At 72.6% G+C, this 24,391-nt stretch carries 22 protein-coding genes and 1 pseudogene; 5 read left to right on the top strand and 18 right to left on the bottom strand.

Features of this window, described 5'->3' with window-relative positions:
• Positions 1–21: 21 nt before the first annotated feature.
• From HC028_RS25415 to HC028_RS25490, 16 genes are all read right to left on the bottom strand, one after another.
• Positions 22–495, bottom strand: a complete 474-nt coding sequence (locus tag HC028_RS25415; RefSeq protein WP_168079961.1) for an SRPBCC family protein — start codon at positions 493–495, stop codon at positions 22–24.
• A gap of 1 nt (position 496) precedes the next feature.
• Entirely contained in the window at positions 497–748 is a 252-nt protein-coding gene (locus HC028_RS25420; protein WP_168079962.1) for an acyl carrier protein, read from the bottom strand.
• Positions 749–783: 35 nt separating this feature from the next.
• Positions 784–2,040: a beta-ketoacyl synthase N-terminal-like domain-containing protein gene (locus HC028_RS25425; RefSeq protein ID WP_168079963.1), complete on the bottom strand. Its 1,257-nt coding sequence runs from the start codon at positions 2,038–2,040 to the stop codon at positions 784–786.
• Positions 2,037–3,305, bottom strand: a complete 1,269-nt coding sequence (locus HC028_RS25430) for a beta-ketoacyl-[acyl-carrier-protein] synthase family protein (protein WP_168079964.1) — start codon at positions 3,303–3,305, stop codon at positions 2,037–2,039. The genes HC028_RS25425 and HC028_RS25430 overlap by 4 nt, the downstream gene beginning before the upstream one ends.
• The gene (locus tag HC028_RS25435; RefSeq protein WP_168079965.1) at positions 3,302–3,760 is read right to left on the bottom strand and encodes a cupin domain-containing protein; all 459 of its coding nucleotides are present in this window, start codon (positions 3,758–3,760) and stop codon (positions 3,302–3,304) included. The genes HC028_RS25430 and HC028_RS25435 overlap by 4 nt, the downstream gene beginning before the upstream one ends.
• Positions 3,761–4,175: 415 nt before the next feature.
• Entirely contained in the window at positions 4,176–6,407 is a 2,232-nt protein-coding gene (locus HC028_RS25440; protein ID WP_168079966.1) for a hypothetical protein, read from the bottom strand.
• Positions 6,404–7,537, bottom strand: coding sequence for a glycosyltransferase family 4 protein (locus HC028_RS25445; protein WP_168079967.1), 1,134 nt, complete (start codon positions 7,535–7,537; stop codon positions 6,404–6,406). The genes HC028_RS25440 and HC028_RS25445 overlap by 4 nt, the downstream gene beginning before the upstream one ends.
• Before the next feature lie 14 nt (positions 7,538–7,551).
• Positions 7,552–9,207, bottom strand: coding sequence for a lipid II flippase MurJ (locus HC028_RS25450; protein WP_168079983.1), 1,656 nt, complete (start codon positions 9,205–9,207; stop codon positions 7,552–7,554).
• A gap of 76 nt (positions 9,208–9,283) precedes the next feature.
• Entirely contained in the window at positions 9,284–10,093 is an 810-nt protein-coding gene (locus HC028_RS25455) for a hypothetical protein (protein ID WP_168079984.1), read from the bottom strand.
• Positions 10,094–10,121: 28 nt separating this feature from the next.
• Positions 10,122–11,075 carry a copper transporter gene (locus HC028_RS25460; protein WP_168079968.1) on the bottom strand — a complete coding sequence of 318 codons (954 nt, stop codon included), beginning with the start codon at positions 11,073–11,075 and terminating at the stop codon, positions 10,122–10,124.
• A gap of 18 nt (positions 11,076–11,093) precedes the next feature.
• Entirely contained in the window at positions 11,094–12,266 is a 1,173-nt protein-coding gene (steA, locus tag HC028_RS25465) for a putative cytokinetic ring protein SteA (protein WP_168079969.1), read from the bottom strand.
• 190 nt (positions 12,267–12,456) lie between these two features.
• Entirely contained in the window at positions 12,457–14,217 is a 1,761-nt protein-coding gene (recN, locus tag HC028_RS25470; protein ID WP_168079970.1) for a DNA repair protein RecN, read from the bottom strand.
• Between the two features lie 55 nt (positions 14,218–14,272).
• Positions 14,273–15,181: an NAD kinase gene (locus tag HC028_RS25475; RefSeq protein ID WP_168079971.1), complete on the bottom strand. Its 909-nt coding sequence runs from the start codon at positions 15,179–15,181 to the stop codon at positions 14,273–14,275.
• On the bottom strand, positions 15,178–15,987 hold the full coding sequence (locus HC028_RS25480) for a TlyA family RNA methyltransferase (protein ID WP_168079972.1): 810 nt from the start codon (positions 15,985–15,987) through the stop codon (positions 15,178–15,180). Before HC028_RS25480 ends, HC028_RS25475 begins: the two co-directional genes overlap by 4 nt.
• Positions 15,988–16,003: 16 nt before the next feature.
• Positions 16,004–16,255 (bottom strand): hypothetical protein, encoded by a 252-nt coding sequence (locus tag HC028_RS25485; protein WP_168079973.1) that lies wholly within the window; start codon positions 16,253–16,255, stop codon positions 16,004–16,006.
• Positions 16,252–17,187 (bottom strand): phasin family protein, encoded by a 936-nt coding sequence (locus HC028_RS25490; protein ID WP_168079974.1) that lies wholly within the window; start codon positions 17,185–17,187, stop codon positions 16,252–16,254. Before HC028_RS25490 ends, HC028_RS25485 begins: the two co-directional genes overlap by 4 nt.
• Positions 17,188–17,324: 137 nt before the next feature.
• On the opposite strand from HC028_RS25490, the gene HC028_RS25495 reads away from it, so the two are divergent.
• From HC028_RS25495 to HC028_RS25510, 4 genes are all read left to right on the top strand, one after another.
• On the top strand, positions 17,325–17,663 hold the full coding sequence (locus HC028_RS25495; protein WP_168079975.1) for an SCP2 sterol-binding domain-containing protein: 339 nt from the start codon (positions 17,325–17,327) through the stop codon (positions 17,661–17,663).
• Between the two features lie 203 nt (positions 17,664–17,866).
• Positions 17,867–19,165, top strand: coding sequence for a nitric oxide synthase oxygenase (locus HC028_RS25500; RefSeq protein WP_168079976.1), 1,299 nt, complete (start codon positions 17,867–17,869; stop codon positions 19,163–19,165).
• A 90-nt stretch (positions 19,166–19,255) separates the two neighbouring features.
• Positions 19,256–20,530: a nitric oxide synthase oxygenase gene (locus tag HC028_RS25505; protein WP_168079977.1), complete on the top strand. Its 1,275-nt coding sequence runs from the start codon at positions 19,256–19,258 to the stop codon at positions 20,528–20,530.
• Between the two features lie 22 nt (positions 20,531–20,552).
• Positions 20,553–21,551 carry a zinc-binding alcohol dehydrogenase family protein gene (locus tag HC028_RS25510; protein ID WP_168079978.1) on the top strand — a complete coding sequence of 333 codons (999 nt, stop codon included), beginning with the start codon at positions 20,553–20,555 and terminating at the stop codon, positions 21,549–21,551.
• 22 nt (positions 21,552–21,573) lie between these two features.
• Here the strand turns inward: HC028_RS25510 and HC028_RS25515 are convergent, their stop codons facing one another.
• Entirely contained in the window at positions 21,574–22,551 is a 978-nt protein-coding gene (locus HC028_RS25515; RefSeq protein WP_168079979.1) for an HAD-IIA family hydrolase, read from the bottom strand.
• Positions 22,548–23,693 carry a hypothetical protein gene (locus tag HC028_RS25520; RefSeq protein ID WP_308442110.1) on the bottom strand — a complete coding sequence of 382 codons (1,146 nt, stop codon included), beginning with the start codon at positions 23,691–23,693 and terminating at the stop codon, positions 22,548–22,550. Before HC028_RS25520 ends, HC028_RS25515 begins: the two co-directional genes overlap by 4 nt.
• A gap of 213 nt (positions 23,694–23,906) precedes the next feature.
• Between HC028_RS25520 and HC028_RS25525 the strand changes: the two are divergent.
• A pseudogene (locus HC028_RS25525) lies at positions 23,907–24,391 on the top strand (hypothetical protein); the annotation flags it as partial.

Here is a 24,391-nt window from a genome sequence, read left to right on the forward strand (position 1 = left end):
AGGGGACAGCGTTCATACCGATCAGCCGCGCGGCGCCGAGGCGGACGCGCCCGTGTCCGCCTCGAGCTTTTCTTTGATCAACTTCAGCTGTACCGGGCTGTTCGCGTTGATGCGGGCGGTCATGCCGGCGTCGTCCACCGGCGCGTCCGGCCGCATGGCGAAGTCCTGGATCCAGCGCATCAGCACCCCGTCGTCGGTCTGCTCGTACGTCCAGCGGATCCGCATGTACTCGAAGGGGCCCGGTTCGACCCGGCGCGCCTCGACGGTGCGCGTGACCGGGTCCGCGATCCGCTCCGAGACCCACGACCACACGCGCTGCTGCTCGTCGGGGTACATGGTCAGCCGGAACCGGACCCGCGGGCCGTCCTCCTCCAGGACTTCGGCGGCGGCGTACTCGCTGAACAGGTCCGGCCAGGCCCGGATGTCGTTCGTACGCTGCCACACCAGCTCCATCGGAGCGGAGATCACGATGCTGTTCTCGGTGCGCCCCGGCATGTCAGGCCGCCGCGAGGAGTTGCTCGTTGACGGACCTGAGGAACGCGGCGATCGAGGTCGAGCCGGTGACCTCCGCCGTCAGCTTGACGTGGTAGCGGCGCTCGATCTCGGCGGTCAGACCGAGGACCGCCAGAGAATCAACACCGAGGCTCGCGAACTGGGCGTCCGGCGTGAGATCCGCGACCGGGATCTTCAGGCCGGCGCCGGCGTCCAGAAAGACGGCAAGATCCTCTTGGGCGATACGAACCGACATCGGGTAACTCCTTCACTTCAGGTAGGGAAATCTGATCAGCCGGCATCCGGCGGGCGGCGCAGCACGAGGGCGGAGGCGAACCCTCCGAAACCGCGGGCGATGACCAGTACGTTCGAAAGCGGTAGCCGCCGCGGTTCACCGGTCACAAGGTCGATGTCCTCGTCGACGTCGGCCGGGATGACCGACGGGGTCGGTGGGAGCGCGCCGTCGCGGATCGCCAGCGCGGCGGTGACAACGTCCAGCGCGGCGCCGCCCGAGTACAGCCGCCCGACTCCCGCCTTCGGCGCGGTCACCGGGGCCCGGGCCGCCCGCTCACCCAGCGCGATACGCAACGCCTCGACCTCGGCCCGGTCGGCCGCCCGGACACCGACCGCGTCGGCGACGACCGCGTCAATGTCCGAAGGGGACAGACCGGCGTCGGCGAGCGCGCCGCCGATGGCCGCGGCCAGCGCGGGCGCGGACGCGGCCCAACCGCCGGCGTCCGCCCGGTCATCGGACGGCCCGGCGAAGGCCGTGGCGTAACCCGCTATCTCGGCGAGGACCGGGACACCCCGGTCCCGGGCGCTCGCCCACTCCTCGACGACCATCATCGCCCCACCCTCGCCCGGCACGTGCCCGGCGGCGTCGCGGGTGAAGGGCCGGTAGGCGCGTTCGGGATCGGCGCCGGTGAACAGGGTGCCGGCCGGTATCTGGCAGGTCAGCGCGTACGGGCCGATCGGCGCCTCGGTACCGCCGGTGAGCACGGCCCGGGTGCCGCGCCGGATCGCCCGCCGCGCGTGCCCGAGCGCGTCCAGCCCGCCCGCGCCCTCCGTGCAGATCACGCCGCACGGGCCGCGAAGCTGGTTGGCGATCGACAACTGACCGGTCGAGGCGGCGTAGAACCAGGCGATGGACTGGTACGGGCCGACGAACGCGGGCCCCTTCGACCACAGTGCCTGGATCTCCCGCTGCCCGAAGAGGTTGCCGCCGGACGAGGCCGACGTGGTGACCCCGATCGAGAACCCCTCGTCGCCGGCGTCCGGTAACCCCGCCGCGGCGAGCGCCCGCGAAGCGGCGACCAGAGCGAAGTGCGTCCACCGGTCGGTCTGCGCGAGGATCCGCTGCTCCACGGCACCGCCCGCGTCGAAGTCGCGGACCTCGCCGGCCAGCCGGGCCGGGTACGCGGACGCGTCGAAATGCGTGATCGGGCCGATCGCGCTGCGACCGGCCAGCGTCGCCGTCCAGTACTCCTCGGTGTCACCCCCGGTGGGCGCCACCACGCCGAGCCCGGTAAGAACGGCCCGCCGTGTCATCGCGCCCTCCTGCCGCAGGCGTCGAGCACGACAGCGGACTGGAAGCCACCGAACCCGCTACCCACGCTGACCACCAGGTCGAGCGGGGCCGGCCGGGCCTGCCGGGGCACGTAGTCGAGATCGCATTCTGGATCGGGTGTCTCGTAGTTCGCGGTCGGCGGGATCACCCCGTTGGCGATCGCCAGGACACACGCGACCAGCTCGATGCTGCCGATCGCGCCGAGCGAGTGACCCACCATCGACTTGATGGAGCTCATCGCGGTGCGGTAGGCGTGCGGTCCGAGGCTGCGCTTCACGGCTGCCGTCTCATGGCGGTCGTTCTGCCGGGTGCTCGACCCGTGCGCGTTGACGTAGTCCACCTCGTCAGGATTGGCCCGCGCCTGCGCCAGCGCCGACGTGATGGCGGCGGCCATCTCGACGCCCGCGGTCGTCAGCCCCGTCATGTGGTAGGCGTTTCCGAACGTGGCGAAGCCCGCCAGCTCGCAGTAGATCCGCGCGCCGCGGCGTCGAGCGTGCTCGAACTCCTCCAGGATCAGTACGCCGGCGCCCTCCCCCAACACAAAACCGTCCCGATCCGCGTCGAACGGGCGGGAGGCGTGTGCAGGGTCGTCGTTGCGGGCGCTCGTGGCTTTGATCGCGTCGAAACACGCGACGCTGATGGGCGAGATCGGCGCGTCGGACGCACCGGCGATCACGATGGCGGCCTGCCCGTCCTCAATCAACTGGAACCCGTAGCCGACGGCGTCCAGCCCTGAGGTGCAGCCGTTGGAAACCGTCATCACCGGGCCGTGCGCGGCGTGGTCGCCGGCGATCTCCGAGGCGAGCGTGCTGGGCACGAGAGCGTGGTACAGGTACGGGTGGGGGCTGCCGGAGTCGACCAACCACTGGCGTCCGGTGTCGGACACGACGACGTACTCGTCCTCCAGCCGGATGGTGGAGCCAACCGCCGTACCCATGACGACGCCGGTGCGCCAGCCGTCGATCGCGCCCGCGTCGAGCCCGGCATCCTCGACCGCCTCCCGCGCCGCGACGAGCCCGAACAGGATGTGCCGGTCGAGTCGGTACACCTGCGCGTCCGTGAGCCCCGCTGCGCGCGGGTCGAAGTCACACTCGGCTGCGATCCTCGATCGGAACCGCGACGCATCGAACAGGGAGAGTGGTCGGGTGGCGGTACGCCCGTCGACCAGCAACTCCCAGAAGTCCTTGGTTCCGATCCCGCCTGGGGCGACGACACCGACACCGGTGACGGCGACCCTCCTGGTCATCGGGCACTTCCCTGACCACCATCGGTCTCGGTGTCGACGTGCCCGAGCTCCGGTCGAGGGGCGAGCGGGCCCAGGTGGAACACGCACTGGGCCGGCTCCGTGCCGCTGTTGCGCAGCCGGTGCCGCGTACCGGGCGGGATCAGCAGGGCGTCGCCGGGCCGCATCGGGTGCGGCTCGCCGTCCAGGTCGACGACGAGTTCGCCCTCGATGAGGTACAGGAACTCTTCGGAGTACGGATGGTAGTGCTCGGCGATCCGCTCACCCGGCGCCAGATCCGCCCGGCCGAGGAACCCGGACGTCGAGCCCACTGACTTGGGACCGAGCAGGACACGTAGCTCGCCGCCGCGCCGCACGTCGGTGGGCACGTCGCCGGCGGACACGAGTCCGATCGGCCGGTCGGGCTGCCGTTCATGCACCGGATACGGCTCCGGCGGGGCAAGGGTGGTGCGCTCCATATTGAAACCTCACAGGTGTCAGCGCCGGCGAGGGGCATATCGCGCTTTATTACGATCAAGAGCGATTTCCCCGGGCAGCGGGGAACCACAGACCCGTACGGCGTTGCCGCGTCGGACCTGTTGCTTCTGCACTTTCGGCACCGGCGACGCATCAGCGCCGGTGGGGTATCGGCTGACCGTGTCCATGAGCGGGAACGGCCACCGTCGAACGCACTCCTCGCGCACCCATCACCGCGACAATCACGGCGAGCGACGAAGGTCCGAGGAAATTCGGTGCTTAGGCTCAGATGCTATCCAGGTAGCTGCCAGGTCGCACGGCGATCGAAACTGGTCAAACCGGCGCGAAGCTCGGAGGTCGATCAAGCCGGCTGGTGGCGATGCTCATACGGAGCGGGCGGACGCGAGGACGAGCGGGCTACGAGGCGGCGGTGTCCTGGGCGGCGGCCACGGCGGCCACGGCGGCCGCGTCCGGCGCGGCGGACGGGACCGGCGCGGCGGACGGGACCGCCGGCGTCGCGGTCACGGCCGAGCCGGTCGGATCCACCGTGACTGCGGGGGTGCGCTCGTCCGCGTGCCGCAGCACCCGCAGCGCCGCCAGGACGGCGAGCGGCAACACGGTCGCCGCGGCACCGCCAGCCGTGTTGAAGCCCACGCCCTTCAGCGGGCCGGCGATCAGGGTCGCGACCGCCGTACCGGTCAGGCCGGCGCGGACCGCCGGGAACAGGCCGAAGAGGCGCTTCAGCCCGCCCCAGGGGCGCAGCAGCGCGAAGTAGACCATCACGGCGGCGCCGACCACCAGCAGCGTGAGTGGGCTCGTCACCGTGACCACGACGTTGTCGGACTCGATCGGGTAAAGGACCAGACGGCTGGTGCCGTCGCCCAGGTGGCCGAGGAAGCGGCCGACACTGCCGCGCTGGCCGACCGGCCGGGTCATGTCGAGCACCGCGAACGCGATGGTCACCGCGATACCCGCCATCAGGGCCCAGGCGACCCGTGGGAAGGTCAGCCACCCGCCGCCTGCCATCGCCGCCGCGACGCAGACACCGGCGGCCAGGGCGACCGCGCCGACCGCATCCGTACCGAGGTACGGGCTGCCGACGAGGACCACCGCCACGCCGCCGAGCACCGCGACCACGACCGGGCGCCACTGCCGCGTGACGTGCTGGGCCAGGCACCCGGCGGCCACCAGCACGCCGGCGGCGAACACGCCGAGCGCGAGCGTTGCCAGGCCGGTGTACTGCCCGCCGGTGACGGCCGAGTACCCGACGACACCGTTGAGCTGAAGCCGCGAACCGGTGAGCACATCCGTTGCTACCACCGCTGCCGCCAGGGCGGCGATCCCGCCGAGCGGCCCAAGTACCCGCCGCACGAAGCGGGACAGCGTGATCATGGCCGTGGCCACCACGATGGCGGCCACCGTGACAGCGGCGAAGACCAGGCCCGGCACCGGCGTGCGCCACCAGGGCACGACCCCGGCCACCAGCGCCGCCGGTACGGCCAGCGAGGCCGCGACCAGCAGTACCTCGACGCCGCGCTCGAACCATGGCGGGTTGGGCACGGGTGCGACCGGCCCGGCCGGCCGGCGGGCGCGGCGCAGGAGCGGGATGGCGGCGACGAACAGCAGAAGCTGGCAGACGGCGAGGACGGTGATGAACCGTGCGGCCACCGGTCGCTGGACGCGCGCCTCCTGGTCGGCGTCGACCAGGCGTTCCACCGCGGTCGCCAGCGTTGCGTGCCGGCCACCGGCGACCGCAGCGGGTGAGCCGGGGAACAGCTTGCTCGGCATCGACCGCCCGAGCGCCGCCAGCGCCGTCGGCGCGATATCGGTGAGCTGCAGATAACCCGGGCGACCAGTGCTGGTCGACGTCAGCAGGCCGCCGTTGTACCCCCCACCCTCCGCGACGGCGACGTGCAGTCGCGCATCCACACTGGTGTCCGAGACACCGGCGAGCACCAGCAGCGACCGCTGCGGGCGGGCCGCGACGATCCGGGCCAGTTGCGCGTCGGCCGCCCGGGCGGCTTCCTTCCGCGCGCTCCCCTCGCCGGCGACCGTGCCGAGGTCCACCACCGACAGCACACAGCCGGCGAGGGCCTCCTTCGGGTCGTCGGGGATCCGGTCGTTGTACCGGTCGATCCGGCCGAACGGGCGGGCGGCGGCGAGCGCCGCCCCAGGCCCCATCGTGGTCGTGCAGCGCACCGACTCGGCCAGCGCACCCGGCTGGGCGCTCCACGGCAGGTCCTTGTTCAGGCTCTCGATGCGCTTCTTCTCCGCGGCCGACAGGAACGCGCCGCCCGGGCCCGGGTGGTCGATGCCGACCGACAGCGGCGGGCACTCGCCTTCCGTGCGGTCGGCGGTACGCGCGGCGTAGTTACCCGCGCCGAGGGTGAGCCAGCCGTCTCCGGGGCACGTCGGGCGCCGCGCCGACCGTACCGACAGCGCACCGATCGATCCGCTGCCGGCCAGCTTCCACATCGTCGGCGTGTCCGTGGCGTTGACGTCGTCCCAGCGCAGCCCGGCGGCGCCGGTAACAATCACGTAGTCCGCTGTGCGGGCGGGCACCGCGGTGGCCGGTGCCGGCACGAGGCCGACGATGCTCGCGACCACGGCGAACAGCGCGATCAGGTATGGCGGCATCCGTCCACTCAACGCGCCTCCTGGCTGGCTCCGCGGACAGCGCCGGCCACCTCGTCGTACACCGCACAGACCTGGGCCAGCGTGTCCGCCTCGGTCGGCCAGGTGGCCGCCCGCTCAGCGCCCCGGCGACCGTACTCGGCCCGCAGGCCCCGATCATCCAACAGCGACCGTACGGCATCGTCAAGGGCGTCGATGTCTCCCGGCGGTACGAGCAGCGCGGCGTCGCCGACGAGCTCGGGAAGGCCGCCGACGGAGGTGGCGACCAGCGGGGTGCCCGCGCGCATCGCCTCCTGGGCGAACAGCTGGCGCGCCTCCCAGACGCTGGTCACCACGGCCAGGTCGGCGGCGGCGAGCAGGTCGGGGACGTCCGTGCGGTGCCCCGCGAGGACGACCGGTGCCCGCTGCTCGGAGATCTGGCCGGCCAGCCTCATGTACGCGGGTCCGCTGCCGGCGATCACCACAACCGGGACGGGCTGCCGGGCACGCCACCGCGACGCCGCGGCGACCAGCACGTCGTAGCCCTTCTGCGGGTGCAGTCGGCCCACGGACAGCACCATAGGCCGGTCCGGCGCGATCCCAAGCTCCTCGCGTACCTCCTGGGCCGATCTGGTGACCGGGGCGAGTTCCGGGGCTGCCACGGCGCCCAGGCGGGCGTCGCGGGCGCCGAGCGCGGCCGCCCGGTTGACCAGGTCGGCGGAGGCGCCGAGCGTGACGTCGGCGGCGCGGGCGACGTACCCCTCCAACTGCCGGTACACGCGGCCGCGTACGCCCTGCGCCAGGACCTGGTTGTGCCAGGTCACCACCAGCGGGCAGCCGGTGGGCCGGGCGAGCGCCGCGACCAGGCCGGCCCGCAGCCCGTGTGCGTGCACCAGGTCCGGCGCGGCGGCCCGAAGCGCGCGGCGCAGCGCGTGTACGGCGGCGGCATCGCGCGGCTGGGGGCTCGCCGGGATCTCCACGGGCACGAACCGTGCGCCGGCCAAGGTGAAGTCGAACTGGCGGTCGGTGTCGACCGGGCCGCACACCGTGACCTCCACGTCGAGCCCGGCGAGCCCGGCCGTCAGCGACGCGACATGCCGGCCGATGCCACCGGTGCTGGATGCGAGCACGAGCGCGACGCGCCGACGCGGCTCCGGCACGCTCACAGCCGCCTCCTCGCTCACTGCTCAAGACCTCCCTGTCGCCTGCCATTGGCCGGCGACGCACTGTCGGGCGCCTGGCTCCGGAAGCGCGCCACCCGGCGCACCAACCCAGCCAGCAGCGGGCGGACGTCGCGGGGGTCCAGGACGTACGCCACGCCGAGGAAAGCGGCGGCTACCACGGCACCGGACAGCATGCCCTGTCCGACTGCTCCGGCCACACCCGGGGTGGCGTCGCCCCACACCAGCCGGCGTACCCCGACACCGGCGGCAGCGGCGACGAACCCGGCGATGACCGACGCGCCAAGCGTGCGGGCCAGCCCGTCGATCGCGGCCCGGCCGGCCCGCCGCGCCACTCCGGCCAGCAGCAGCGCGCCGAGCAGCAGCATGCCGGCGGAGTTGGCCAGGGCGAGCGCGGCCACCCGGGCGGTGCCGGGCAGCGCCCTGGACAGCAGGAGTGCGGCGAGCGCGACGCCGGCCCAGCCGAGGACCGTGGCGGCAGCGGCGTGGCGGGTGTCACCGCGGGCGTACAGCGCGCGGGACAGCAGCGCGAAGAGGGCGTACCCGAGCAGGCCGGGAGCGAGGCACGCGATGCCGGCGGCGACCCTCGCCGGGCTCGCGGTCGTGCTCGCCAGGGCCCAGGCGAGCGGCTGCGCGGCCGCGGCCAGGGCGGCGGCGCCCAGGCAGGCCAGCAGCACCAGTCCGCGCGTCGCGCCGGCGAGGATGGCCGCATAAGCGGCGCGGTTCTCGCCTGCCGCGGCCTCGGCGAGCGCGGGGTAGGCCGACGTGGCGATCGGCAGCGCGAGGACCGCCCAGGGCAGCAGGTAGACCGTCTGCGCCACGGTGAACTGCACCAGCGTGCCGGCCACGCCGCCGTTGGCAAGCACGATGGTGAGGGCGACGGCGAGCTGCTGGGCGGCGACCGTGACCGCCCCGGCGGCGGCGAGGCGGCGGACCGTGGTGGCCGCGGACTGCTCGAACGAGTACGTCGGACGTAGCCGCAGCCGCAGGCCCCGCAGCGGGATCAGCAGGCACAGCGACAGGACGGCCACGCCGAAGGTCGTGCCCACCGAGAGCACCGCTATGTCGGAACCACTGACGTGTGCGACATCGGGGCGGCGGCCGGCGACGACGGCGAAACAGGCGTACGCGCCCATGACAGTCACGCTCGACAGCAACGGCGCGAGCACCGGCCAGGCGAAGCGCCGGTGTGCCTGGAGAACTCCGGTGAGCACGATGCCGACCCCGTACAGCGGCAGTTGCGGCGCGAATACCCGCAGCATGTCGGCGCCGACGGCGGCGGCCCGCGCGTCGGCGCCCGGGTCGAGCGTCCGGACGATCGGCCCGGCGGCCAGCGCGACGATCGCGGCGGCCGGCACCAGCAGCGTCAACACCCACGTCAGCAGCGCCGACGCGGTCGCGGACACGGCCGCGCGGTCGCCCCGGGCGATCGCGCCGGCAAGCATCGGCACGACCAGGCTGGCTAGCGCGCCGCCCGCCACGATCTCGAAGATGATGTTGGGGACGGTGTTGGCGCTCTGGTAGATGTCGCCCAGGTCGCGGTCGCCGACGGCGTGGACGAACACGAGCGTACGGGCGAAGCCCGCCAACCGGGCCGCGACCGTGAGGACCGCGATGAGTAGCGCGGCGCTGGCCAGCCGGGCCGCCCGCGGCATCCGCCCCGGCGCCGTCGCGCTGTTCGCTCTGGTCACCTCGGTCACTTCGGAAGTGTCGCGCACCGGGCGCCGGCCTTTAGTCCGTCCGCCGGCCCAGCGCGTCCAGTTCGCGCAGTACCGGGGTGCGGTCGATGACCTGGGTGAAGCTCACCTTCTCGCTGGCCGCGGTGAGGGCGGCGATCCCGGCCAGCGCTGCTGCCCGGCCGACCGTGCCGGTACGGGCCGCCAGTGCGGTACCGAGCAGCGCACCGAGCGCGTTGGCGCCGGCGTCGCCCAGCATGATCTCCTCGCCGAGATCTGCCGGCAGCAGCCCGGCCGCGGCGCCGACCGTTCCGGCGGCGACCCCGCCGGCCGCGCCGCCGGCCGCCGCGATCGGCGCGCCGACGAGCAGCCCAGCCTTGATGGCCCGGCCGGGGCGCAGGTCGAGCAGATTGATCAGGTTGGCGCTGCCGGCGATGACGCCAGCGGCGAGCAGCGTGTCGACCACGCGCCGCGGCCGCCCGGACGGACGGTCGGCGTCCAGCAGAGTCGCGGCGGCCAGCGCGCTGGCGCCCACGCCGGCAATCTTGACCAGCCCGCTGGTGACCCGCCCCTCGGCGAGCGCCCGCAGGTGCCCGCGGAAGCCCTTCGCCTGCTGCCCGGGCCGGACCCCGACCAGGTCGTCGTAGGCGCCCACCGCGCCGGCGCCGAGGCCGGCGACGATCGTCGCGGCCCGCACGCCCCGGCGACCTGCGCCGAGCGCCGCGGCGGTGGTGGCGCCGAGCGCCAGCGCCGGGCCGCCGGCGAGCGTCACCTGCCGGCCGCGGAAGTTGGTACGGGCCAGCGTCGCAGGGTGGACGCTGGTGGCCACGATGGTGAGCGCCTGGCGGGCTGCCAGCGCGCCCATACCCGCAGCGAGCAGGCGCCGGCCCAGGCTAGGAGCCACTGGGCTTGCTCACGGTCGGCTTGGGCATCAGCGCCGTCGCTCCGTCACCGATGCCGTAGTGCCCGGCGCCACCCGCGATCTGTTCGGCGAGGGTGAGCGCGACGATGACCCGCCCCTGCGGCGTGGCGATGTTGTCGACGGTCGAGATCGTCTTGGTGAGCGCGGGGTCGCGACGGACGGCCGTCACCGCGTTGCCGTCGGTACCCACCCCGTCGCTGCCGACGACGAGGTGACCCGACTTGGCCAACTGGTCGACCATGTTCACCACGGCCGCGTTGCGCTTCGTGGCGTCGTGGTCGACGTACGGCGCCCCGGTGAGCAGGATGACGGCCTCGGCCGGCCCGGTCGGGGTGCCGGTCGTGATGATCCAGCCGCCCGTCGCGTACGCGCTGAGCACGGTCCGGCGCTGGTCCTCCGGGATGGCGGCCTGTCCCGCCGCGCGGTCGACCAGCACCGCGGACAGCAGCGCGGTCGAGGTCTGGACGCCGTCGGTGTTGGGTGACGCGGGGTCGCTCACGCTCACCGGCCGGCTGATCGTGGCCAGGTCCAGCAGCTGCGAGTTGTTGGCGGGGTCGGTGAACTTGTCCTGGATCTCGACCTGGGCCGTGATCTTGGCGCCCCCGACCTGCAGCGTGTCGACCACGTCCTTGACGTACTTGCTCGCCGCCGGCAGCGCGACGACCAGGACGCGGCGGTTGCGCAGCTTCTCGGCCAGGATGACCGGCGCGGCCTGCGTGGCGAACTGCTCCTGCGTGTTCGCCTCGGCCTTGAGGTGGTTGACCTGGTCGCGCAGCTGCTGGTTCTGCCGACCGATCCCGTTGACCCGGTCGTTGAGCGCGTCCACCGCGGGCCCGTTGAGCGCCGCCGTGCCCACGACGAGACCGATCGCCAGCGCGAGGAAGACAGCGGTCAGCGAAACCACGTGGTACCGAAAATTGATCACAGGGCCGCAAACCTTCGGTCAGGAGAAAATCGAGAACATGAGATTGTCCCACCACTCGGCGACCACCCCGAGGTACGCCTTGCCCACGGTGGAGACCGCCACGGCAGAGGCCATCGCCGCGATCGCGGACAGTACCAGCAGGAGCAGAGACGAGCCGGACATGCTCTGCCGGTACAGCCGGCTGACGCCCTTGGCGTCGACGAGCTTGCCGCCCACCTTCAGCCGGGTCAGGAACGTCGACGCCATGCCGCCACGGCCCTTGTCGAGGAACTCGACCAGCGTCGCGTGGGTGCCGACGGCGACCATCAGCGACGCGCCCTTCTCGTCGGCGAGCAGCATCGCGATGTCCTCGCTCGTCGCCGCGGCCGGGAACGAGATGGCCGGCAGGCCGAGCTGGTGCACCCGGGCCAGACCGGGCGCCCGGCCGTCCGGGTAGGCGTGCACGACGATCTCGGCGCCGCAGCGCAGCACGTCGTCGGAGACCGAGTCCATGTCGCCGACGATCATGTCCGGGGTGTAGCCCGCTTCGACCAGCGCGTCGGCACCGCCGTCGACCCCGATGAGGACCGGCTTGAACTCCCGGATGTACGGGCGCAGCACGTCCAGGTCGGCCTTGTAGTCGTAGCCGCGCACCACGATGAGGCAGTGCCGACCGGCGATCTTCGTCTCCACCTCGGGCACGCCGACACCGTCGAGCAGCAGGTCACGTTCCTGCTTGAGGTACTCCATGGTGTTCGCGGCGAACGCCTCGAGCTGCACCGACAGGCCCTCACGGGCGTCGGCCATGGCCTTGGCCACGGTCTCGGAGTCCTGCCGCCGCCCCTCCGCCACCGGCTTGCCGTCGCAGAAGACCGCGCCGCCCTCGATCCGGACGGCGTCACCTTCGCGGAGCCGGTCGAACAGGTCTTCGCCGAGGTCGTCCACGAGCGGGATACCGGCCTGGACGAGCACCTCGGGGCCGAGGTTCGGGTAGCGGCCGGAGACCGACGGCTTGGCGTTGAGCACCGCCGCGACACCGGCCGCGACGAGTGAGTCGGCCGCGACCCGGTCAAGGTCGACATGGTCGATCACCGCGATCTCGCCGGGCCGCAGCCTTCCAACGAGTCGTTTGGTCCGCCGATCAAGTCGCACCGCGCCGGAGATAACACCCGGCTCGGCGGGCCGGGTCCGACGCAACGTTGGCAGTCGCATCGTCACTCATCCTGGCATGCCGACGCCGCCAGCGGGGTCGCGACATGCGCGAGTACGCACGGTAAAGATGCACAGATCGCCCGTTACGCGCCGTTTGAGGCACTCGCTATGGATCAGTGGCACGGTCGGGAAGCTCTGTCGCCGCTGCGACGCCCGCAGTCGCCGCGGCCGTGCTCCGCAGTCGCCGCGGTCAGCGGCGCTTCTCGCGGGCGGCGACCGCCAGCAGTTCTTCCGCATGCGCAATGCCCAGGTCGGAGTCGGGCAAACCCGCGAGCATGCGCGCCAGCTCCCTGGCCCGCTCGGTGTCCTCGACCAGCCTGACGCCGCTCGTGGTCACCGCACCCCCGGTGTCCTTCGCCACCACCAGGTGACGATCGGCGAACGCCGCGACCTGGGGCAGGTGCGTGACCACAAACACCTGGTGCCCGTTGGCGAGCCTGGCCAGCCGGAGGCCGATCTCGACCGCGGCCCGACCGCCCACGCCTGCGTCGACCTCGTCGAAGACCAGCGTCGGAGGGCCGCCGACCCCGGCGAAGACCACTTCGATAGCGAGCATCACGCGGGACAGCTCACCGCCGGAGGCGCCCCGCTGCAACGGCAACGCGGGCGCGCCCGGATGGGCGTGCAGACGCAGCTCGACCTCGTCGGCGCCGTCCGGACCCACGCCGGTCGGCGTACCGCCCACCTCCAGCGTCGGCTCGCCCCGGCCGGCTGACTTCGGCGCGACCACCACCTCGATCCGCGCGTGCGGCATCGCCAGGCCCGCCAGCTCGGTGGTGACGTCGCTGGAGAACCGGCCAGCGGCCTCCCGGCGCGCCGCCGACACCACCGCGGCCGACTCGGCCACCTCACCGGCCAGCCGTCGGCGCTCCCGGTCGAGCTCTTCGAGGAGCTCGTCGGAGGTGTCCAGCTCGGCCAGGCGGGCGCGGGCCCGGTCGGCCCAGGCGATCACCCCGTCCACGTCCTCGGCGTACTTACGGGTCAGCCCCTTGAGCGCCGCCCGCCGCTCGTACACCGCCTCCAGCCGCGCCGGATCGGCGTCGAGGGCGTCCAGGTAGCTGGACAGCTCCGCCGCCACGTCGGTCACCAGCGCGGCCGCCTCGGCCAGCCGGCCGGCGAGGTCACCGAGGCTGCGGTCGACCCCCGCCTGCGCCTCCAGGGTGTTGCGGGCCATGCCCAGCATGCTCACCGCGTCCGGCGCGTCATCGGCGGCGGCGTCCACGCCCCCGGCGACCGCCTGGTACGCCATCTGCGCCGCGGTGCGCAGGCCCTCCGCATGCTCCAGCCGCTGCGCCTCCTCGCGGAGCGCCTCGTCCTCCCCCGGCTGCGGGTCGACCCGGGTGATCTCGTCGAGGCCCAGGCGCAGCAGGTCGGCCTCCTGGTTGCGCTCGCGGGCGTTACGCCGCCGATCGGCGAGGTCGTCCTCGACGCGCCGCCACTGCGCGTACAGCTCGTGGAACCGCTCCAGCAGCTTCTCGTGCTCCGGACCGGCGAACCGGTCGAGCGCCGCGCGCTGCTCGGCCGGGCGCAGCAGCCGCAACTGGTCGGACTGCCCGTGCACCGCCACGACCTGCTCGCCGACGTCACCGAGTACGGAGACCGGCACCGACCGGCCACCGACGTGCGCCCGCGAACGCCCCTCGCTCGTGACCGTGCGGCTCAGCAGCAGGCTGCCGTCCTCGTCCGGCTCGGCGCCGGCCTCGGCCACCCGGGTCAGCACGGCCCTACCCGAGCCACCCGAGAGCCGCAGCCGCCCCTCGACGACCGCACGACCAGAATCAGCACGGACGCGGCCGGCGTCGGCCCGCCCACCAAAGAGCAGGCCGAGGCTCGTGACGACCATCGTCTTGCCCGCACCCGTCTCCCCGGTGATGACCGTCAGGCCAGGACCGAGGGGAAGGGTGGCATCTTCGATGACGCCGAGTCCGGTGATGCGGAGCTCCTCCAGCACGGACAAGACAGTAGTCGTGGGGAACGTCAGTCTCCAACGCTCCGCGCCGAGATCACTATGCCGGCGGCTCCGGCCAGCGCTCCGCGCCGTTGCCCCGCCAGCCGGCCACCGGCAGGCCGAACTTGGCGACCAGCCGGTCGGTGAACGGCTTCGGCCGCAGCCGCACGACCCGTACCGGCAGCTGACCACGGGTGACGGTCACGCTGGAGCCCGGCTCGAGATCGAACGTGCGACGCCCGTCACAGGCCATGAAGGCGAACGTCGTGTACGGGTCGACCGTCACCTGGATCGTCGATGTCGGTGCGGTCACCAGCGGCCGGCTGAACAGCGCGTGCGCGCTGACTGGGACCAGCAGCAGCGCCTCCAGTTCCGGCCAGACCACCGGACCGCCGGCCGACATCGCGTACGCGGTGGAGCCGGTCGGCGTCGCCACGACCACGCCGTCGCAGCCGTACCGCGACAGCGGCCGGCCGTCGACGTCGACGCGTACCTCCAGCATCTTCTCCCGGGCGCCCTTTTCGATGCTGATCTCGTTGAGGGCCCACGAACGGGCCACGATCTGGCCGTCGCACTCCGCGACGACCTCGAGCGTGAGGCGCTCCTCCACGGCGTACTCGCCGGCCACCACGTCACTCACGGCCAGGTCCAGATCGCTGATCTCGGCCTCGGCGAGGAACCCCACGTGCCCGAGGTTGATGCCGAGCAGCGGGGCGCCGAACGGGCGGGCCAGTTCCGCCGCGCGCAGCACCGTCCCGTCGCCGCCCAGGGCGAAGACGATCTCGACGCCGTCGGCGGCGTACGGGCCGGAGACCGCCTCGACCCCCGGCAGGTTGAGCTCGGCCGCCTCCTCGGCGAGTACCCGCACGTTGAAACCCGCGTCCAGCAGGTCACGGGTGACCGTACGAGCGGGTTCGAAGTTGGACCGACGTCCAGTGTGCGTCACCAGTAGCGCCTCGCGGCTCATTCAGCACCTCCGCAACCCGCTACGCGTCGCACCGTCTCCTGGTTCACCGGCGGGGCGCCACGGCGAAGCCAGAGGAAAAACTCAATATTGCCCGACGGCCCCGGCAACGGACTCCGCGCGACGCCGGCCACGCCGAATCCGAGTTCGGCGGCGGCCTTGGCCACGTCGAGCACCGCGTCGGCACGGGTCTCCGGGTCACGCACCACGCCACCGGCGCCGACCCGCTCCCGGCCGACCTCGAACTGCGGCTTCACCATCGGGACCAGATCGCCGTCCGGCGCAGTACAGGCGGCCAGCGCCGGCAGCACCAACCGCAGCGAGATGAACGACAGGTCGGCGACGGTCAGATCGGCCGTACCGTCGATCGCCTCGGGGGTCAGCGTCCGCACGTTGGTGCGCTCCAGTACGCGTACCCGCTCGTCGGTACGCAGCGGCCAGGCGAGTTGCCCGTACCCGACGTCGACGGCGACGACCTCGGCCGCTCCGGCGCGCAGCAGCACGTCGGTGAAGCCGCCCGTGGAGGCGCCGGCATCGAGACAGCGCCGGCCCTCGACGGTCAGCCCCTCGGGAACGAACGCCTCGAGCGCGCCGGCCAGCTTGTGCCCGCCGCGCGAGACGTACTCGGAGCGCGCGTCGCCACCGGTCACCCGCACCGGGTCCGCGGGGTCGACCTGTGCGGCGGCCTTATGTGCGGTTGTGCCGCGGACCTCGACACGGCCGGCCTCGATGAGGGCGGCGGCCTGCTCCCGGGATCGGGCCAGACCTCGACGGACCAGTTCGGCGTCGAGTCGGATACGACGCGCCATGACGCTGCGCGACTCCCTAACTTTGCTCGATCGAGCGCAGGGTCTCCTGCAGCGTGCGGTGTACGGATTCGTAGACGGAGATCTGCTGATCCGGTGGCAGCTGCGCGGCCCGCTCGAGTTCGGCGAGGACAGCTTCGAGCTGCGCCTGCCCGGCCGGTCCGGTGGTCTCAGCGGCGCCTCGTGCGTCGTCCGACTGCGGGGCCAGCCGCGACGCCAGGCCGGCCAGCCGCCGCGGGTCGAATGCGGACGGCTTCATCGGTTCGCTCATTCGCCGGCTCCCCCGCCGCTGGAGCCACCGGCTGCCCTACGGGCGGGCGCCTTCTTCGGCGGCGCCTTCTTGGCCGGGGCGCGACCGGTGGTGGCCTTCCGTCCGGGTGCCTTCTTGGCCGGGGCAGCCTCGGTCCGACCGGCGGCCTTCTTGGCGGCCGCCTTCTTGGCCGGCTCGGCGGCCTTCCGGCCCGTTGCCGTCTCCGCGGTCGCCTTCTGGGCGGTCGCCTTCTTCGCGGCCGCCTTCTTCGCGGCTACTTTCTTCGCGGCTACTTTCTTGGCCGGCTCGGCCTCGGCGGTGGCCTTGGCCGGCGCCGCCTTGGCAGCGGTCTTCTTGGCCGCCTTCTTCGCCGCCCGCCCGCGCGGTGCCGCCGGCTCCGCGGCACCCGGCGCAGCGGCATGCGGCGCAGCGGCCTCCTGCGCAGCGGCCGACTCCACGATGATGGCCGCCTCTTCGAACGCGGCCGTCTCCTCGAGCGCGACCACGGCCTCCAGCGCTTCAGCGGCGGCGTACTCGTCCACCACGGGTTCGGTGATACGCGCCTCCACGTCGCCACCGAACGGCTCCGCCGGCACCGGGACGGCGACGGCGACCGCCGGCGCCGACGCGACCATTTCAGCTGCCTCGGCGTGCGCGGCCGAGAGCTCCGCCTCCAGGTGGCGAACCCGCGCGGTCAGCTCGGTGACCTCCTCCGCGGTGGCCAGGCCGACCCGGCTCAACGCGCGGTCCAGCTCCGCGCGTACCAGCTTGGTGATGGCCTCCCGGTTGGCGACGCCGGTCTTGATCAGTTCATCGGCGAGGTCCTGTAGCTGCTCTGCCGTCGCACCGCCCTTGCCGAGCACCTGCTTGACGGCCTTGGTCGCCTTCTTCCGCGACTGGTCGGTCAGGCCGAGCGCCAACTCCAGGTAGGCCCGCCACGCTTCCTGCCGCATCGTGCGCTCCCTCCACCACAGTCTGGGCAACCATGCTGATGCCACGCTACCGGGGCGGCTGCAACGCTACCGGGCGAGGTACATACGGCTTGCGGTAGCGTGCCCAAGAACTCGGCAGACATTTCGGGAGTTGGGAAATGGCAAGCGTTGAAGAGTGCCGTGCGGCGCTGGAGCACCTGACGCAGCGGATGGCGGCCAACGCGGATGCCGCCAAGGCGAAGCTCGACTTCGACCGCACATTGAGCTGCCAGATTCCCGACCTGGGCGTCGCCTTCCGCGCTCGACTCAGCGGCGGTCAGATCCACGATGTCGAGGAGGGTGACGACCCGAAGGCGAAGCTGAAGCTGACGGCCGCGAGCGACGACCTGGTCGCGCTCGTACAGGGCAAGCTCAGTGCGGCGTCCGCGTGGGCCAGCGGCCGGATCAAGATTGATGCCAGCCTGATGGACATTATGAAGCTGCGCAAGCTGCTGTAGCTCGCGATCGCGGTGACCACCCCCGCCGGCGCCGGCGGCTGGTCGATGGTCCATTACACCCGGGCGGAAGCACAACCGCTCATCACATTGATGTCAAACTATGCGCAAGGTCGACGTCCAAGGTCGCGTAACACGCCCGACATGGTCACACTACTAAATGTGCAGGCACGTTTACTTTAAGTGTGGGCGGGGTGGTGGCGCACATGAGCACACCTGGATACCGCGGACCTTCCGCCCCGACGTGGGACCCTACGGCGACCGTCGACCCAGCCGAAGCCGAAGAGTTCCTGTGCCTGCTCCATCAGGAACACCCGACCCTGGGCCCGGTAAGGCCGCGCCTGGATCAGGTCCGCCGGGAAATCGCCGAGTCCGGCACGTACGCACACACCTCGACAGAACTGACCTTCGGAGCCCGGACCGCGTGGCGCAACGCCAGCCGCTGCATCGGCCGCCTGTACTGGCGCAGCCTGCTGGTGCGCGACCTGCGCGGCGTACGTACCCCGAAAGCGGTCTTCGCCGAGCTGGTCCGCCACCTCGAGATCGCAGGTGGCAACCGCGGTGACGCACCTGGCAGCCGCCGCATCCGGCCGGTCATCTCCGTCTTCGCGCCGGCTCGGCCAGGTAGACCGCCGGAGACAAGGCTGTGGAACGAGCAGCTCATCCGCTACGCCGGCTACCGCAACACCGACGGCTCGGTCGTCGGCGACCCGCGCTACGCGGAGTTCACGGAGGCGGTGACGGCGCTGGGCTGGCGCGGCAAGGGCAGCCGGTTCGACGTACTCCCGCTGGTCATCGAGTCGACCCTGCCCGGTCCGCGCCTGTTCGACCTACCCAGGCGGGTCCTCGTGGAGGTCCCGCTGACCCACCCGGAGTACCCGTGGTTCGCACGGCTCCGGCTGCGCTGGCACGCCGTCCCCGCCATCTCGAACATGCGCCTATCGATCGGCGGCGTCAGCTACCCGCTCGCACCGTTCAACGGCTGGTACATGGGCACCGAGATCGGCGCCCGCAACCTCGCCGACCCCGACCGCTACGACCAGCTCCCCGTCGTCGCCGCCCGGCTCGGCCTGGACACCTCCAGCGAAACCACCCTGTGGAGGGACCGCGCCCTGGTCGAACTGAACCGGGCGGTGCTGTGGTCGTTCGAACGCGCCGGACTGCGCATCAGCGACCACCACACCGAATCGCGCCGGTTCCTCGACCACCTCGCCAAGGAGGAGCGCGCCGGCCGCAAGACGCCCGCGGACTGGACCTGGATCGTGCCACCGCTATCGGGCGCAGCCACCCCGGTCTTCCACCGGTACTACCACGAGGCCGACCAGCGGCCGAACTTCTACCTCGACCAGGAGACCGCCGAGCTGGGCCGCTGCGGCCGGACCGCAGCCGGAGCGCGACCGCAGGTCTGCCCGTTCATGGACGGGCGATCCTGCGCCACCGCGGGGCCAGTGGACCGGCTGGACCCGGAAACGTTCGACGGGTACGCCGGAGCGACGATCCAGTAGCCGGGTCACATCGCACAGCGTGTGCGACACCCCCGCACTGCCTTCTGCGACCGTGCTCTCTCGATCAACCGAAAGTGGGGAGAGGCACGAGTGGGCATACCCGGATACCGCGACGAGCCTGCTCCAGCCTGGGATTCGCAGGCACTGGTCGATCCGTCCGAGGCCGAGGAGTTCCTGTGCCTGCTCCATGACGAGCACCCGGAACTCGGGCCGGTTCGTCACCGCCTGACCCAGGTACGCCAGGAGATCGCCGAATCGGGGACATACGTCCACACCCCGGATGAGCTGACGTACGGTGCGCGGATTGCGTGGCGCAACGCCAGCCGCTGCATCGGCCGCCTGTACTGGCGCAGCCTGCTGGTGCGCGACCTGCGCGCGGTACGCACGCCGGAAGGCGTCTTCGCTGAGCTGGTCCGCCACCTCGAGGTCGCAGGTGGCAACCGCGGTGACGCCCCTGGCAGCCGCCGCATCCGACCGGTCATCTCCGTCTTCGCGCCGGCGCACCCGGGCAAAATGCCGGCCGTACGACTGTGGAACGAGCAGCTCATCCGCTACGCCGGCTACCGCAACACCGACGGCTCGGTCGTCGGCGACCCGCGCTACGCGGAGTTCACGGAGGCGGTGACGGCGCTGGGCTGGCGCGGCAAGGGCGAACGCTTCGACGTACTCCCGCTCGTGCTCGAGTCGCCGCTCGGCGGTCCGCGCCTGTTCGACCTGCCCGAGCACGCCATCGTCGAGGTGCCGCTGGCCCACCCGGAGTACCCGTGGTTCGCCGAACTGGGGCTGCGCTGGCACGCCGTCCCCGCCATCTCGAACATGCGCCTGTCGATCGGCGGCGTCAGCTACCCGCTCGCACCGTTCAACGGCTGGTACATGGGCACCGAGATCGGCGCCCGCAACCTCGCCGACCCCGACCGCTACGACCAGCTCCCCGTCGTCGCCGCCCGGCTCGGCCTGGACACCTCCAGCGAAACCACCCTGTGGAGGGACCGCGCCCTGGTCGAACTGAACCGGGCGGTGCTGTGGTCGTTCGAACGCGCCGGACTGCGCATCAGCGACCACCACACCGAATCGCGCCGGTTCCTCGACCACCTCGCCAAGGAGGAGCGCGCCGGCCGCAAGACGCCCGCGGACTGGACCTGGATCGTGCCACCGCTATCGGGCGCAGCCACCCCGGTCTTCCACCGGTACTACCACGAGGCCGACCAGCGGCCGAACTTCTACCTCGACCAGGAGACCGCCGAGCTGGGCCGCCGTGGCCGTCGCGACACGACTGCCGCTTCGCCTCCCGCCTGGCCCTTCCGGCAGCGGCCACCGGCATCCGATCAGCCGGAGTCCGCGGGCAGTCCGCATAGCCGTCTCTGAGGCGGGGACGCAGACTTGGGTCATGCGCGCCTGGCAGGTCCACCGCCCCGGCCCGATCGGGACCGGCCCGCTGCGGCTGGCCGACATCCCGGTTCCGTCCCCGGCGCCCGACGAGTTGCTCGTGCAGGTGCACGCCTGCGGGGTGTGCCGGACCGACCTGCACATCGCCGAAGGTGACCTGCCCGTCCACAAGCCGGACGTGGTGCCCGGCCACGAGGTCGTCGGCACGGTCGCCGCGGTCGGCGACGCGGTACAGGGTTTCCTCATCGGCGATCGCGTCGGCATCGCCTGGCTGCGGCACACCGACGGCGTGTGCGCGTACTGCCAGCGCGGCGGGGAGAACCTCTGCCCCCAGTCGCGCTACACCGGCTGGGACGCAGACGGCGGGTACGCCGACTACGCGACGGTGCCGGCCGATTTCGCGTACCAGCTTCCCGAGGGGTACGAGAACACCGAACTCGCGCCGCTGCTGTGCGCCGGGATCATCGGGTACCGGGCACTGCTCCGCTCCGACCTGCCGCCCGACGGGCGGCTGGGCATCTACGGCTTCGGCGGGTCGGCGCACCTGGCCATGCAGGTGGCGCTCGCGCGGGGCGCCTCCGTGCACGTCCTGACGCGCTCGGTGGCGCACCAGGAGCTCGCCCTTGAACTTGGTGCCACGTCGGTGGGTGACGCCACGGAGGAGCCACCTGAGCGGCTCGACTCGGCCATCCTGTTCGCGCCGGTCGGTGACCTGGTGCCCGTTGCGCTCGCCGCGCTGGACCGGGGTGGAACCCTCGCAATCGCCGGGATCCACCTCACCGACGTGCCGCCGCTGCACTACGAACGGCACCTGTTCTACGAGCGGACCCTGCGCAGCGTCACCGCCAACACCCGCGAGGACGCCCGGCAGTTCCTCGCGTTCGCGCAGGACCACCGGCTACACGTCCGGGTGAACCCCTACCCGTTCGACGACGCCGCGCTGGCCCTCGAAGACCTCGAGGCCGACCGGGTCAACGGCGCCGCCGTCATCGTCATGTGAGGGTTCGTCACGCGAGGCTCCGTCACGCCAGGCCCAGGGCGCGCAGCGCACGCTCGGCGTCGGGTCCGTCGGCGACGGGCGCGCCGTCCGGGGTCGCTGCCCCCGCGAGTACGCGCAGAGCCCCGATCGGGTCGCCGCTGCCGGACAGCCGGCCGTCGGTGACCCGCCAGGTGCTCTCCTTCGGCGGTACCCGCACCTCGTCCGCCGGCGCGAAAAGGCCGCTCAGGTCGGCGGCGAGGTACGTGGGCCGCCGCTGCGGCGGTGTGCTCAACACGTCCGCCGCCCCGTGCGCCCCGGTGAGGACGAGCAGGCTGTCCATGCCGGCCCGGTGGGCACCCTCGATGTCGGTGTCGATGCGATCCCCGACCACCAGCGGCCGGCGTGCCCCGCGTGCTCGCGCCACCTGCTCGAACAGCGTCGGCTCGGGCTTGCCGACCGCCACGTCCGGCTGCCGGCCCAGCGCCGTGACCAGCACGGCGACGAGTGAACCGTTGCCGGGCAGCGGCCCGCGCGGCGTCGGCAGGGTCCGGTCGATGTTCGTCGCGACCCAACTCGCCCCGGCCCGGATGGCCACGGACGCTTCGGCCAACTGCTCCCAGCCGACCTTCGGCCCGTACCCCTGCACGACCGCCACCGGAGCGTCGTCGGCCCGATGGACCGGGCGCAACCCCACCTCGGAGATCTCCTCGTGCAGCGCGGGCGACCCGACCACGAGGACCGGGCTGCCTGCGGGCAGCCGCCCGGCCAGGACGGCGGCGGAGGCCTGCGCCGAGGTCGTCACCTCGTCGGCCTGCGCGGGTACGCCGATGGTCGACAGCAACGCCGCTACCTCGCTGGCGCGGCGCGAGGCGTTGTTCGTCGCGTACGCCCGCGGCGTGCCCCGCTCGGACAGCTTCGCCAGGGCCTCCGGCGCACCGGGAACGGGCTGCTCTCCCAGGTAGACAACCCCGTCCAGGTCGAAGATGACGAGGTCGTACCCGTCAACGAGCGCCTCGCTCACCGCCTGTCGTCCTCGCGGTCGGTGTCCCGGAGGGCCACGATCCTGGACTCCCGGTCCTCATCCTCGTCGTCCAGCTCTTCGGCCTCGGCGGCGCGCTCGTCCTCCGCCTCGATGTCGCTCTCGGCGACCTCGTCCTCGAGGTCTTCGTCCTCGTCCTCGTCCTCGTCGCGGTCCTCGTCCTCGTCGCGGTCCTCGTCCTCGTCCGCTTCGAGGTCTTCATCCGCCTCGAGGTCTTCATCCGCCTCGTCTTCGAACTCCGCGTCCAGGTCCTCGAGCACCACACCGTCGAGTTCGAGCAGGCGCTCGGCCGCGTCGGTGGTCAGGTCCTCGTCGATGTCCGCCGCCCGACCGAACCACTCCCGCGCCTCGTCCCGGCGCCCGGCCGCGAGCAGCGCGTCGGCATACGCGTACCGCAGCCGCGCCACCCACGGCTCCCGCGACGCGGAGGTCAGCTCGCGGACCTGCAGCATCGCCACGGCTGCGTCGCGCTGGCCGAGGTCGCCCCGCGCACCCGCGCCCACGATGAGCAGCTCCACCGCCTCTTCCGGAGCCAGCTTCGACCGATCCGCGGTGCGGTAGATATCGATGGCGCGCTCCGGACGTCCCAGGGCCCGCTCAGCGTCGGCGATGACCGCGAGATGCGATTGCCGTCCGGTCAGCCGGTGGAACGTGCGAAGCTCCGCGATCGCAGGCTGCCACTCCCCGTTGTGGTACGCGGCCAGACCCAGCGCCTCACGTACCGCGGCGATGCGCGGTGCGATCCGACGGGCCGCGCGGGCATGCGCAAGCGCCAGCTCCGGGTCCTCGTCGAGCAGCCGGCCCGTGGCGACCAGGTGACGAGCGACCATCGAGGCGTCCGTCGACTTCAGGCTGCGAAGCTCCTCGCGTACGTCCCGGTCGAGATCGCGCGCACTGATGTCCTCCGGAAGCTCCGGTGCCAGGTCGGTACCGCCCCGCCGATCCTCATCGCGCCAATCCGCCCGCGGTCCACGGTCGTCCCGGAAGCCCCGGTCACGGTCGCCACGCGGTCCGCGGTCCCGCCGATCGTCGCGCCGCTCCCTGAAGTCGGCGGCCTCGCGCTGCTCGGGAATCCCCTGCTCGAGCGGGGCCACATCAACGATGTCGCCCGACGGCTCTTCCACCGCGCCCGGTGCTGAGCGGGCGGCATCGAGGTCTACCGGCTCTTCGCGCTCCGGCAGCGGCGTCGGCTCGACGGTCGGCCGGCCGCCCCTCTCCTCGGAGCCGGCGCCGTACTCCCGGCGCGCAAATCCGGCCTGACGGGAACCACCCTCCTGGCGGTACCCGCCCCGCTGCTCGCGGTCGCCGAACCCGCCCCGCTGCTCGCGGTCGTCACGATGGCCGCGGTCGTCACGATGGCCGCGGTCGTCCCTGCGCTCCGGCCGGGGTCCACGATCCTGGAAACCGGGGCGGTCCCCCCGGCCACGGTCGCCGCCGTAGCCGCGCTCCCGGTCCGGCCGGTACCCCCGATCCCGGTCGCCGTAGCGTGCGCGATCATCCCGGTCGCGGTACCCACCGCCCGGACGGCCCCGCTCGCCGCCGCGTTCCTCATAGCGCCGACCCGCTCCGCGGTCGCGGTCATCGAATCGTCCCCCGCCGAACCGTTCGCCGCCGGGTCGCGTCGGGCGCCCACCGCGGTCCTCGGTACGCGGCCGGCCGCCTGTGTCCCGGCCGGCCCCGTACGCCGGCCGCCGCTCTCCGCCCTCACGGTCCCGCCACTGCGGGCGCCGCTCGTCTCGGGGCGGGCCGCCGGCGCGGTCGTCGCGGCGGTATCCGCCCTGCGGCCGATCGGTGCGCCCACCAGCCTCGTCGCGGCGGTATC

Source organism: Planosporangium flavigriseum, assembly GCF_011947225.1.
Classification (GTDB): Bacteria; Actinomycetota; Actinomycetes; order Mycobacteriales; family Micromonosporaceae; genus Planosporangium; species Planosporangium flavigriseum.